Genomic DNA, 12981 nt, shown 5'->3' with positions numbered 1-12981 from the left:
CGGGTCAGTGGAACAAGGTGAACAGGCCTTTGCCGCCCACCTTGTAATTGAGGTTGCGGGCGCGCTCGCCTTTGATCTCGGCATTCGGCCCGCTGACGATGGCGTAGGGCGGGATCGGTTTGGAGACCACGCTGGCCCCGCCCACCACCGCACCTTCCCCGATGTCAGCGCCGAACGACAGCAGTGCGCGGCTGCAGATCCAGGCGTAGTCGCCAATCCATACCGGCCCGCCGACCGCCCAGAACTCCGGCTCTTTCAGGTCATGACCGCCGGCGATGATCAGCACATGAGAGGCGATGGTGACGTGGTCACCGATGATCAGCCCGCCGCGGGCATCCAACTGACAGTGCCAGCCCACGGTGCTGTCATTACCGATGCGCAAGCTGTCCACGCCGAGAATTTCGGTGTTGCGCCACACGGTGGAGCCCTTGCCGATCTTGGCGCCACCCAGGCGCAACCAGGCCAGGCGCAGATGATGGCTGGGCAGCTTGCAGATGAGCATGTTGTAGAGCTGCTCCCAGACCCGCAGCATGCGGTCGCGCAGGGTCGGCCAGTTGATGCCGTACAGCGGAATCAATGCGCCGTGCATCTCACTGGCCAGCAGGCGATAGAACCGCCGTGCCAACGGATGCTCGATGCGCGGCTCGATATTCAGGTAGCAGATGAACGACAGCGTGGTGTCTTTGACCTGGGTCTCGAAACACACCTCGTTGGCCAGCATCCATTCATAAGCCGCTTGCAGATCATCAAGGCTGACGCCCATTTTCTCGGCGTATTCGGGCAGGGCCTGTCGCAGATTGTGCGAGTGCATCAGGCGATGTTTCATGGGCGCTCTCCCTGTTCGGGTCTGGCAACGTGGGATTTGAATGAGGCAATGGCCTGTTGGTGCAGGCGCCGGTTCTCGTGCAGGCTGATGCCGACGAACAGCCAGAACAGCGCACTCAGGACCGGTGTGAAGCTGAAATAGTGGTCGAACAGGCCGCTGAACAGCGCCGCCAGCACGCCGCAGGTGGTGCCCAGCGCAATGCAGTTGTCAGCGGTCAGCACGATAGGGCCCTTGGCCGGCCGCACCTGCTTCCACCAGCTTGTGGTGATGGCAATGAACAGCAGCATGCCCGGCAGGCCGAGTTTGTAGACGAAGTTCAGCCACAGGTTGGAAATCCCGAATTCGGTGTAGTTGAGTACCGGCGGGTCGACCTTGAAGCCGATGCCGAACGGAAACATGGCCACGGCATCAGGGAAGTGGCTGTACTCCAGAAAACGGATCGCGGTACTGACGTCATCGTCGGAGAACAGGCTCATGATCCGGTCTTGCAGCGGTGGATAGAGCAGCAGCAATGCAGTGCCGGCAAACACCCCGCCGAGCAGGATGCGCCCCAGGTGCGGGATGCGTCGGCGGGCCATCCACAGCATCACCGCGACCAGGCTGATCAACGCCCCCCGCGAGCCGGTCAGCAGCAGCCCGATCACGCCGAGTACGGCAACGGCGAGGGCGATGCTGCGCGGGCCGCCGCTGCGGCTCAGGCCGTAGCAGAACGCCAGCGGCAACAGCATTGCCAGAGCGCCGCCGGCCACGTTAGGGTGCATCCAGGGTGAGCCCATCCGGTCAGCCAGCGCCAACAGGCTGCTATTGAGTACATCCACGCCGCTGTAGCCCAGTACGCCGAGGATCGGGATCATCGCTGTGGCACTGCGCTCGGCAAGAAACACCGGAATCGACATCAGCAACATCGCCAGGGTGCCGAGCATCAGGCACATGATCAGTTGCTCCAGAGTCTGGCGCTCGAGCAGCAGCCGCGGCACCAGAAACAGGATCGACAGATTGAACAGCCAGCGCACCCAGTTGATCGGCCCATTGCCCTCGGCCACCACTGAAACCTGACCGACCAGAAACGGAAAGGCGCTGAACAGCATCAGCATCAGCAGCAGCCGCTCAGTGCGCTGCATGGGCGGGCGCTTGGGCTGGTCGAAGAACATCGCCTGCAACAGGTAGCTGGCCCAGGTCAGCATGATCATCGCTTCGGAAACCGTGGTCCGCACGCCGATCTGGATGGTGGAGTAGGGGATGAAAGTGCCCAGCACACAAAACAGCAGCAGGCCCAGGGTCGGGCGGCGGATCACCGTGACGACCGAGGCCAGCCCGGCCAGCACCAACAGCACCATCGGCACCGGTGCCAGCCAGATCAGCAGACCGATGAATAGCGCCAGGATCAGCCCGACGGGCAGGGCAATGGGCATTAGCGCAACTCCTCCAGGGCCGCGTGAATCCGCTGCCTGAATGCCTCGCGGCCATAGCGCCCAGCCCAGTCCTTGAGCGGCTGCGAGTCTTCGCTGGCGGCACTGGCGAGCACGCCCATCAGCCGAATCAGTGCGTCAGAGTCAGCGGGCGCAAAGCGCGGGCTGTCGGGCGGAGTGATTTCATCCAGCGAACTGCCGCTGGCCACCGCCACCGGCGTGCCGACCCTCAGCGCCTCGATCACCGGCAGGCCGAAGCCTTCAGCCCGCGATGGGTGCCACAGGCGTTCGGCCTGCTGATACACGGCATGCAACTGGTCGTCACCAATCCCGCGCAGCACATGCAGGCCGGCCAGGCTGCGCTGATTGGGATGCAGGGCGTCATCACCGCCGACCAGCACCAGCTCGGGGATGTTCGGGTAGCGCCGCCGGGCGGTCTGCCAGGCTTCGACAAACCAGGCCATATTCTTGCGCGGCTCGCGGGTACCGACGCATAGCCAATAGCGCTCGGGTAACTGCAAGGCGCTGATATCTGCCGGCTCCCCGGCAAAACCCTCAACCAGGTGCGGCAATACCCGCAGCTTGCCTGCCACCCATGGGAACAATCGCAGGGTCTCGTTGGCGGTGTACTGCGACGGCACCCAGACCTGATCGGCAACCTTTAATGAGTGGATGATCGAAAGCCGGTCGGTGAACCGGTAGACCCGCGCCTTCAGTTGTGAGCCGTGGTGGTTGTTCTCGGTTAACTGGAACAGGTCGTGCAATTGCAGCACATACTTCAAGCCTGGCGGCTTGCGGCCCAGCGGCAGGCCCATGTTGATATTGGCGACATACAACTGCACCTCAGCGTCGCGCAGCGCGCCAGGCAGAAACAGCCCTTCGAACTTGAACCGCTCAGGCAGGCGATGCACCGAGTCGATTGGCGTTGACCAGCGCGGCGCATGCAGGCGCCGACGCACCGGGTGGTCGCTTGGCGCCACGCCGAACAGTTGCAGGCTGGAGCCGGGATGGCTGCGCAGCGCATCTTCCAGAGCGAAATTCTGGCGGCCGATGCCGCTGACGGGATAACCCGCAGCGGCGCGATAATCGAGTCCTATACGCATGGGCGCACTCCTGGCGTCGGGGGCGTAAGCCGGGTGTAAATCCCTTCGAGCTGGGCTGCTGAAACCGACCAGTCGTGCCGCGAGCGCACATAGTCGCGGCCGGCCTCGCCGATCTGTGCCAGGCGCAGCGGCGTGTCGAGGTAGTCGGCGATCAGTTGCGCCAGCATTTGGGGGTCTTCACTGCCCAGATAATGTTCCTGGTGCCTGACCGCCAGGCCCGAGACACCTTGGGCAGTGGTCACCACCGGCAGGCCGGCGGCCATGGCTTCGAGAATTTTCAGCTTCGAGCCGCCGCCCTGGCGCAGCGGCGCGAAGAACAGCGTCGAGCGGCTTTGCAGGGCGCGCAGGTCAGGAACGTAGCCCAGCCATTCAAGGCGCGGGTCAGGCCATTGTTCGCGCCATGCAGCGGGCAGGGCGAAGCCTGCGATGGTCAGTCGCACGTCGGGCTTGAGCGCCCATACGCGGGGCATGATGGTGTCCAGCGCCCAATGCACGGCATCGACGTTCGGCGCATATTCATAGTTGCCGATAAACAGCAGGTTGCTGCCCTCGCGGTCGGGATGCACGCTGGCGTAGTAGCCGCAATCGACACTGTTGACCACGATCGACACCGGTTTGCCACTGAGCCTGGACAGCGCCTTGGCGTCAGCTTCGGTCACCGAGATCAACTCGCTGGCCTGCCGGAACACCCGGGTTTCCCAGCGCCGGTAACGCCAGCGGTCGTACCAGGTGAAGGGCGCCAGCCAGCCGGGCAGTTTGTCGTAGCTGGCTGCACCGAGCGCCGATTCGACATTGTGTTCGGTGAGAATGAACGGCTTGCCGCTGCGCTTGAGCGCGGCTTCGAACGGCTGGAAGGCGTAGGTGTGTTGAATCTGGATCACGTCCCAGTGTTCCTCCAGCAGGATTTCGAACGCCTGCTCCAGTTGCGGCGCGTAGCCGTTGACGCTGGCCAGCATCGGCACCGGCGCCAGGCCGACGGCCAGCAGCGTGCGCAGGCTGCGCAGCGGGCGACGCGGCAGCACGATCAGGCGTTCCAGCCAGGGTTCCATGGCCTGTCGGCAGTCTTGCTCCAGGGCGGTCTTGGATTGCACCAGCAAGGTAATCCGGTGACCGCGCGCAGCCAGGTTGCGCAGCAGGTGATATTCCCGGGTCTTGCCGCCACTGGTGGTCGGCCACGGCAGATAGGGCAGGGTCCAGAGGATGCGCATGGTCAGGGCTTCCACTCCAGAATCTGCAGGGACGGCTTGAGCGTCAGGGTAATGCCCTGGCGGTTGGCCAGTGAGGTGCGGGTGCCGTCCAGCGGGTCGTGCAGCACCGCATCGAAAATCCTTGGGAAGCTCAGCGAGGCGGCCGAAGCGCTCCACGTCATCAGTAACTGGCTGCCGTCCGGGCGGCTCCATGACACGGCGTACAGGTCGCGGGGCACGCTGCTGACCGCCGGCGGGTCGGCGGGCAACAAGCGCGGGCCGGTGATTTTCAGGAAGTTCTGCAGCGCCAGGTACACAGGTTTCGGATTGCCTTGCAGGTCCACCAGTCCATAGCCTTGGTCACGGGCGGTGGCGCGTTCGTCCAGGTCGCTGAGGTTGAACAGGAAAATGCGCTGGTAGTCCATCGTGCTCATCAGTGCCAGGCGCCGCAGGGTGTAGTCGGCCTGGCCACGCAAACCGATAAGCGCCTGCATTTCCACCGGTCCTGCGTAGCTCGACCAGCCCCATTCGGTGGCCCACACCTGTTGCACGCCATTGCTGTGCAGCAACTGGTTCATGGCGTTGCCGCGCACCAGAAAATCCCGGTCGGCTGGCGAGTCGCCTTCAGGGTATTCGGAGTAGGGGTGATAGGCCGCGACCACGTTCTGCTGACCCAGCCCGCCCTCGACCAGGGTCTGCAACATGTAGCCGGGGGTACTGTGCATCTGGCTGTAATAGGCCATGCCGGCGGTGGCCACCGGCTTGCCGGGTACGGCCTTGCGAATCGCCTCGGTGCTGACGGCCAGCAGACGGGCATAAGCCACCGGGTCTTCCTTGGGGCGCCAGACAATATTGGGCTCGTTCCACACCTGCCAGGTGTTCACCTGTGGATAGCGCTGGGCGAGGCTGGCCATGCGGGTGGCGAACAGACCGAAGTCGGTTGGCGGAAACTGGTCGCGGCCTTCGGCATTGGCCGGTGCGCTGCTGGCAAACGGCGCCGAGCCGACCAGATACGCCAGCACGTTGTAACCGCGCTCGTGCATCGCGCTCATTGCGGCGTCCACGGTGCCCAGTTCCAGTTGATCCTTGCGTGGCTCGATCAGCGGCCAGTGCAGGGTCAGGCGCACCCAGTTCAGGCCCAGCGCGTCGAGGCGATTCATCTGTTGCTGGTAGATGTCCGGGGTGAAGTACGGGAACTGCACATTGACACCGAGAAAATCCTGCCACTCCACCGGCCGCGAGGCCTTGAGGATCGTTTCGGCCTTGAGTGCCGCAGACGGCGCCAGGCTTGCGGCCAGCAATGCGCAGTACAGCCATTTTTTGCATGTGCCATTCAGCATGGTTCACCTCTGCCCGCAGGCCTGGCGGAACATGTCGCGGAAACGTTCGGCGGTGTGCTGCCACTGCCGCGCCTGGCCCAGTTGCGCAGCGCTGGCAGCCCACTGCGCAGCTAACTGAGGGTCGCTGCAAACTTGCGCCAGGGCCTTGCTTAACGCCTGCACATCACCTTGCGGGTAGATCGTGCCGTTGCCGTGCGACACCTCTTCGGCAAACGAGCGGGCGTCGGAGGTGATCACCCCGCGGCCGCATGCCACTGCCCACGACAGTGCGCCGCTGGTGCCGCGCAATTCGCCCAGCAGCCTGAGCTTGCTGGATTCGCGGTACGGCAGCACCATCAGATGATGGGCCTGGATCAGCGGGGCAATCTGGTCGCCAGGCAGGTCCAGTTGCCAGTCGATCAGGTCGCTCAAGCCCAACTGACGAATGCGCAGGCGCAGCTCCTCGAGGTAGCTGCCCTTGCTGGCGAAGGCCATTTCCGGTTCGCTGCCACCGGCCAGGGTCAGACGCACTTTGGCGCGCAAGGCCGGCTGGCTGACAAAAAGGCTGGCCAGCGCGTCGAGCAAGTCTTCGATGCCTTTGCCGCGATAGATAAAACCGAAGTACAACAGCCGCAGCGGCTGGAGCGGCGGCAGCGGCTGTGGCTCGATGGCCAGATTGCCGTGGTTGATCACCACCATTTGTTGCTCGTGCAAGCCCATGCGCTGGCGCAGGCTCTGGCTGCCGGCGCGGGTCAGCGTCACCAGACGGGTCATGCTGCGCGCCAGCTGGCGTTCCTCGCGCAGGCACAACGGGTCAGCCAGCAGGGTGGCTGCCTGAGGGACGGGCGAGGGCAGGTGTTCGGCCAGTGACAGCGGCCAGGGCAGCTTTTCCAGGCGCCACACCAGCCGTTCCGGGTCATGCACTGTGGCGGTCAACGGCAGTTGGGCGAAACGCTCGCGCAGCGCCTGCAAGGCGCGGAACTCGGCCAGCCGTCCGCCGCCGATTTCGGCATGCACCAGGTCAATGCCTTGCCAATTGCTGTCGGCGATGCGTTGGCGGGCTTGGCGCGGATCGTTGCCCACGCCTTGCAACGGCGTGACCACCTCCACGTCCAGCGCCTGCAGGGCGTTGCGCAAATGGCCGGCATAGTCGGCGATGCCGTTCTGCTCGGGCGGCAATGGGGCGATCAGGGCCACGCGCATCAGCCACGACTCCCGATGCGTTTGAAAAACTTCAGTACTTTCTCCGGGACTTCGAAGCGGCGGCGGTTGAGGATGATGCCGTCGACCCGCTTGAAGGCGGTGTTCAGGGTGGTCAGCGCGTCTTCGAGCATCGGCACGGTGGTCTGTTCTGCGCGCACGATCAGCACAATCAGGTCGGCTTCACGCAGCAGTACGAAGGTCTTGTCGTTGCCATACAGGCCCGAGGCATTGATCAGCACGATCTCGCCGGGGCTGGCCGGCCCTGGTCCTTCGGTGCGCACGGTATGGCCATGTTCGGCCAGCATGGCGGCAAGCCGCTCGATGACGAACCTCACCCCTTCGCCCTTGTGTTCAGAGGTAAAGCCGATCGCCAGGCCGCGCTCCTTGACCTGGCCCAGCGGCAGGATGCCGTAGACCCGGTGCAGGTGCGAGGTGAACGCCGCGCTGCGTTCCTGGGCGCGCTCCAGGTCTGGCAAGCTGGTCCACACCGGCACGCCAAAGCGGCTCTCGATTTTTTCGCCATCGTGGATGCGCTGGTCGAGCAGGTAGAAGAAGTACAGTGCCAGCAGACCCACCAGCAAGCTCAGCGGCAAGGCCAGCACCAGCATCAGCAGGCTCTTGGGGAAGACCCGGCTGGGGTTGAAGGTGGCTTCTTCGATCAACGCGATGTTGCTGATCTGGCTGTTATCCAGCTCGCGGTCGATGCGCGCTTTTTCCAGGCTGTCGCTGTACAACGCGTAGCTTTTTTCGGCGGCATCCAGCTCGTTCTGCAGGCGTGACAGCTCCGGCTCCAGGCTCAAGGCCAGCAGCCGGTCCTTTTCCAGTTGTGCCAGTTGTGCGTCTTGCTGGGCCAGTTGCGTCTGCAGCCTTGCGTAGCTGGTCTGCTGGTCGGCGTAGACGTTCTGCATGCGGTTGTAGATCGGGTTGGGAGTGATGCTTTCCGAACGCTGGATGGTCGCGTCCTGCTCTTTGAGCAGTTGCTTGAGATTGTCGATTTCCTCGTTGATAGCCCTGACCGGCGGCGCCGTGTCGCGGAACGAACGACGCAGTTCCTGGCGCTCGACTTCCTTGGCGTTGATCCGGTTTTGCAGATCCTGGCGGTTGGGGTTGAGTGACAGCTCACGGCCGGCCGAGACGGTCTTGGGCTGGCTGGCCAGTTGTTTGCTCAGGGTGTCGAGGCCGGCCTTGGTCGAGGCGATGGCGCGGATGGTGTTGTTACGCTCGGTGCGCAGATCGTTCAGACCCTGAGAGGTGTCGGCCAGACGCTGGGCGATGCTCACCGCACTGAGCTGGTTCAGGTAGGCCTGGATCTGTTGCTTGTAGGCGATGATGTTGGCGCCGGTTTCCTTGACCTCGGTGTCGAAGAAGGCATACAGGCTGACCCGGCCCAGGGTCTTGGTGCGTTGTACCTGATACTCCTCGATCCAGTGGCGCAGCACGTCCTGGGCCACCGCCGGGTCATCCCAGGTGAAGGTCAGCTCCATCACCGAAGAGCCCGGATCGTGGCGAACCTTGAAGCCTTTTTCGAGGGACTCGGCGAGTCGCTCGATCTGGGAGCGCCGCTCGACCAGACCGATCAGTTCCAGAAACTTGTGGCCGGTATCGACCACGGCATACACCGAGTCCTTGAGCAGGTTCTTCACCGAGGTCATGAAGCCCGCGTCCTGCCGGGCTTCGGACATTTTCGCCAGGTATTGCTCGGCCACCGTGCGGGTGATGGGTCGACCGGTCAGCATGCGCTCTTCATCGAGTAGTGGGTCGCGCATGGCGCTGGGCACCACGATGGCCTGGCGGTTGGACAATTCGATCGGCACCGTGCTGCTGTCGCGGCCCGGCTTGACCAGCAGCAGGGCAGTGGACTCATAACGGTTGGGCAGAATGAAAGCGCCCAGCACGACGATGATGAAGCTCACCAGGACGGTGGTCTGGACCTCTCGCCGGAAAATAAAGAACAGGCGCAGCAGGTCGCGAAAGGAACGGATACTGATCATGTCTGATTCCCTGACGATTAATTTTGACTACGCAACTCGTAGTTCAGGCCCAGACCGATCGATTTGGCGAAAGGGATCAACTGGTTGAAGTACAGGTTGACACCGTCGACCTTGTTGCCGACCGAGGACTTGGGAACGAACACCACATCACCGCGTTGCAGCCACACAGGCCCTCGCGGGGCTTCGGCGGAGGCCCAGAGGAACTTGCTGTAATCGAACAGGTAAGTCTTGTACAGGCCGTTATCCTCCAGGCGCAGCAGCGCCACCTGACGGGCATCGGCGTCGGGTGCCACGCCGCCGGCGCCAACAATCGCCTGATCCAGGGTGGTGGCCACGGTCACCGGCAGTGACGCCGAGTTGCGCACCGCACCACCGACGAACACGGTGTTGCCCGGCGCTTGGGAAATATTGATGGTCAGCGCCGTCTCGCGGTACACGCTCTCCAGACGGCTCTGCAATTGTCGGGTCAGTTCCGGCACGGTCAGGCCGGCGGCCTGCACAGTACCGATATAGGGGTACGAGAAGGTGCCATCGGTGAGCACCTGAAACAGGGTCAGCTCGTAAATCGAGTTGGCGGTGAACGCCGAGATGGTCGGTGGTTCACCGGTGTTGCGGACGATCCGCAGGGTGTCACCAGAGCGAATCTTCTGGGCCGGCAGCGGCTTGCCGGCCAGTTCGCGGCCGGCATTCTGCGCAGCCTCGATCACGGCCTGGTCCTCCGGCAGGCCAACCCTGGCCGGAGTATTACAGGCACTCAGTGCCAGTACGCTGGTTGCCACCAGCAAGCTCTGCAAGAGCCGTGAACGTTTCTGATGCATGAATACAGCTCCCTGACGGGGAAAAACAGTCATGTCGACATCGGGGCTGTTGCTGTTTCAGTATCGCCTTGGTGAAACCTCAACAATCCCTGTCTGCCGATTCCAGGATGCAACGCTGTCCGGTTGCCCACGCCGGGTGGTGCGGGCAATTCTGCATTTCGCCAGGGTCAGGCCTTGTTGGCCTGGGCCGGCACTCGTCCATAAATGTCGGTAAAGCGCACGATATCGTCCTCGCCCAGGTACTCACCGCTTTGTACTTCGATCATCACCAGGTCAATGACACCGGGGTTGACCAGCCGGTGGGTGTGGCCGGGTTTGATGAAGGTCGACTCGTTGGTGTCGAGCATGAATTCGCGTTCGCCATTGGTGACGGTAGCCATGCCGCTGACCACGATCCAGTGTTCACTGCGGTGATGATGCATCTGGAGTGACAGCGAAGCCTGCGGGTGAACCACGATGCGCTTGATCTTGAAGCGTTTGCCTTCCTCCAGCACGGTGTAGGTGCCCCATGGCCGGGTCACTGTGCGGTGCAGGCGGTAGGCCTCGTGGTTCTGACGCTTGAGTTGCTGGGCGATCAGTTTCACATCCTGGGTGCGGTTGCCATCGGCGACCAGTAGCGCATCGGGGGTGTCGATGATGATCAGGTTTTCCAGCCCCACCGCACCGACCAGCCGCTTGGGCGAGTCGATGTAGCAGTTATGCACGTCGTGCAGAACAGTCTCGCCATTGAACTGGTTGCCATTGGCGTCGGCCGGGGTCAGCTCGCGCAGCGCCTGCCACGAACCGATATCGCTCCAGCCCAGTTGGCAGGGCACTACCGCGACCTTGGCCGAACGCTCCATCAGCGCATAGTCAATGGATATATCCGGCACCTGAGCGAACAGCTCAGCGTCCAGTTCGAGCTGCAATTCATTGCTGCCTTGCTTGCTGGTGCTCTTGTCCAGGCACGCTTGCACCGCTTCCAGTACGTCGGGGGCATGGGCTTGCAGCTCTGCCAGCAGCACATCGACACGCAGGCAGAACATCCCGGCGTTCCACAGATGCAGACCGCCATCGACCCAGGCCTTGGCAGTAGCGGCATCAGGTTTTTCAACGAAGCGCGCGACCTGATAACCGGCGCCGTTGAGCGCCTGGCCCTTTTCGATGTAGCCAAAGCCGGTTTCCGGCTTGTCGGGCAGAATACCGAAGGTCACCAGCCAGCCTTGCTCGGCCAGCTCACGGGCGCGGGCCACCGCCGCCTCGAACGCTGGCACGTCAGCGATCAGGTGATCGGCCGGCAGAATCAGCAACTGGCTTTGGGCCCCGTAAAGTGTCGATACATGCAAGGCCGCGGCGGCAATCGCCGGGGCCGTGTTGCGCCCGGCAGGTTCCAGGATGAAGTCCAGTTTTGCCCGCTGTTTGTTCAACGGGCGGTAGTCGTCCACCGTGCGGAAGTACACCTCACGGTTGGTGACGGTCAGCAGGCGCTCGACACCCGGCAGGTGGGTGGCGCGGTTGAACGTTTTCTGGAGCAGGCTTTCGCCATCGGGAAGGCGCATGAACGGCTTGGGCATGGCTTCGCGAGAGACCGGCCAGAGTCGGGTGCCGGAACCACCGGCGACGATGCAGGGGATGAGGGTGCTCATCAATAGACCTCTCGGTTGAGTAGCACTGCCGGAACAGTGCGCAGAAGGATGTAGAGATCGAACCAGACGGACCAGTTTTCGATGTACTCAAGATCAAGTTCGACGCGCTTCTCGATTTTCTCGACGGTATCTGTCTCACCCCGGTAGCCCTTGATCTGCGCCAGGCCGGTAATGCCAGGTTTGACCCGGTGGCGCGAGGTGTACTCCTTCACCGCTTGCTCGAAGAGAATGCCGGCCGCCTTGGTGGCTGTGGCATGGGGGCGCGGGCCCACCATTGACATGCTGCCGGCCACTACATTGAACAGCTGTGGCAGCTCATCCAGGCTGGTCTTGCGGATGAAGCGCCCGACCCGCGTAACCCTGGCGTCGTTGCGGGTGGTCTGTTTTTCCGCTGAGGCATCAGCCTGGTGCTGATGCATGGAGCGAAACTTGAATACCTCGATGAGGCGGTTGTTGTAGCCGTAGCGCTTCTGGCGGAACAGCACCGGCCCTTTGGAGTCGAGTTTGATCGCGGCAGCGATAAGCAGCATCAGTGGCGACAGGGCCAGGATGGCCAGCGACGATAGAACGATATCCTCGGCACGCTTGATGAACGGCGACCAGCCACTGAGCGGCACATCGGAGGCGTTGAACATCGGCAGGCTGGCCACTTCCGTGATGCGGTTGTGGGTGTGCCGGAAGGCAATCATGTCTGGCACCAGCAACACATTGACCGGCAGGCGACGCAGTTCGCGAATGATGTAGTCCATGCGGTTTTCTGCAGTCCATGGCAGCGCCACCAGCACCTGAGTGACCTTGTCTTCGCGGATCAGCCGCTCCAGGTCGCCGGTGTTGCCCAGCAAAGGCAGGTTGGCGACCGTCTTGGGCATGCGCCCGATGCGATCGTCGATAAAACCGATGACCCCGGAACGGATGTCCTGATGTTCGACCAGATACTCGGCCAGCCGCAGGCCGTTCTCCGTCGCGCCGAGAATCACCGCCGTCTGCAGGAATACGCCCTTTTTCATTTGTTGACGGAACAGCACCAGCAGCATCAGCCGCACGATGCTCAGCAATCCCAGAGTCGCCAGATACCAGAGCAACAGCTGGTCCTGATCGACCGCTTCGAGCACATCCATCATGTGGTGCATGATCAGCAGCAGACCGAATGCGGCGGTCCAGGCAAACACGATCATGCGCAGGCGCACCGAGTTGCTGAACAGCGCTTCGGAATACACCCCCAAGGCCTGGAATACCACCACGCTGAGGATGCCGAACACCAGCAGCATGCCCAGTTGCCCTTTGGCGGCATCTGCGGGTGCTGCGGGGTCGAGGGCCAGAATCACCAGCCCTGGCAGAATGCAGGCCAGACCATGGGCCAGACGGATACCAAACAGGAAGTATTCCACCAGGCTGGTACGGGTCAGGGAAAGACTGTCAACGGGTTGTAAACGCATGGCGCTCACTCACTGCTATTAATCCTTTGGTTGGGTATCGATCCATGGCTGATCAGTAGCGGTG

At 62.7% G+C, this 12981-nt stretch carries 10 protein-coding genes; all 10 read right to left on the bottom strand.

The annotated features are described in order from the left end of the window. Positions 1-4 precede the first annotated feature (4 nt). Complete coding sequence (locus PSCI_RS27615) at positions 5-826, bottom strand: acyltransferase (RefSeq protein WP_045493363.1); 822 nt, start codon at positions 824-826, stop codon at positions 5-7. Then, positions 823-2238, bottom strand: coding sequence for an O-antigen ligase family protein (locus tag PSCI_RS27610; protein ID WP_045493360.1), 1416 nt, complete (start codon positions 2236-2238; stop codon positions 823-825). Before PSCI_RS27610 ends, PSCI_RS27615 begins: the two co-directional genes overlap by 4 nt. After that, complete coding sequence (locus tag PSCI_RS27605; RefSeq protein WP_045493358.1) at positions 2238-3338, bottom strand: glycosyltransferase family 4 protein; 1101 nt, start codon at positions 3336-3338, stop codon at positions 2238-2240. The genes PSCI_RS27610 and PSCI_RS27605 overlap by 1 nt, the downstream gene beginning before the upstream one ends. Further along, a complete protein-coding gene (locus tag PSCI_RS27600; protein ID WP_045495109.1) occupies positions 3329-4546 on the bottom strand; it encodes a glycosyltransferase family 4 protein in 1218 nt (405 codons plus the stop codon). The genes PSCI_RS27605 and PSCI_RS27600 overlap by 10 nt, the downstream gene beginning before the upstream one ends. Before the next feature lie 2 nt (positions 4547-4548). Beyond that, positions 4549-5865: a cellulase family glycosylhydrolase gene (locus tag PSCI_RS27595; RefSeq protein WP_045493356.1), complete on the bottom strand. Its 1317-nt coding sequence runs from the start codon at positions 5863-5865 to the stop codon at positions 4549-4551. Between the two features lie 3 nt (positions 5866-5868). Next, the gene (locus PSCI_RS27590) at positions 5869-7047 is read right to left on the bottom strand and encodes a glycosyltransferase (RefSeq protein ID WP_045493354.1); all 1179 of its coding nucleotides are present in this window, start codon (positions 7045-7047) and stop codon (positions 5869-5871) included. Beyond that, entirely contained in the window at positions 7047-9038 is a 1992-nt protein-coding gene (locus PSCI_RS27585; RefSeq protein WP_045493352.1) for an exopolysaccharide transport family protein, read from the bottom strand. Before PSCI_RS27585 ends, PSCI_RS27590 begins: the two co-directional genes overlap by 1 nt. A 17-nt stretch (positions 9039-9055) precedes the next feature. Next, positions 9056-9856 (bottom strand): polysaccharide biosynthesis/export family protein, encoded by an 801-nt coding sequence (locus tag PSCI_RS27580; RefSeq protein WP_373568494.1) that lies wholly within the window; start codon positions 9854-9856, stop codon positions 9056-9058. 167 nt (positions 9857-10023) lie between these two features. Next, complete coding sequence (locus PSCI_RS27575) at positions 10024-11481, bottom strand: mannose-1-phosphate guanylyltransferase/mannose-6-phosphate isomerase (RefSeq protein ID WP_045493350.1); 1458 nt, start codon at positions 11479-11481, stop codon at positions 10024-10026. Then, positions 11481-12917 (bottom strand): undecaprenyl-phosphate glucose phosphotransferase, encoded by a 1437-nt coding sequence (locus tag PSCI_RS27570; RefSeq protein ID WP_045493347.1) that lies wholly within the window; start codon positions 12915-12917, stop codon positions 11481-11483. The genes PSCI_RS27575 and PSCI_RS27570 overlap by 1 nt, the downstream gene beginning before the upstream one ends. Between the last annotated feature and the right edge of the window lie 64 nt (positions 12918-12981).

Source organism: Pseudomonas sp. StFLB209 (assembly GCF_000829415.1).
Lineage (GTDB): Bacteria > Pseudomonadota > Gammaproteobacteria > Pseudomonadales > Pseudomonadaceae > Aquipseudomonas.
This window is presented reverse-complemented; position numbering and strand designations above follow the sequence as displayed.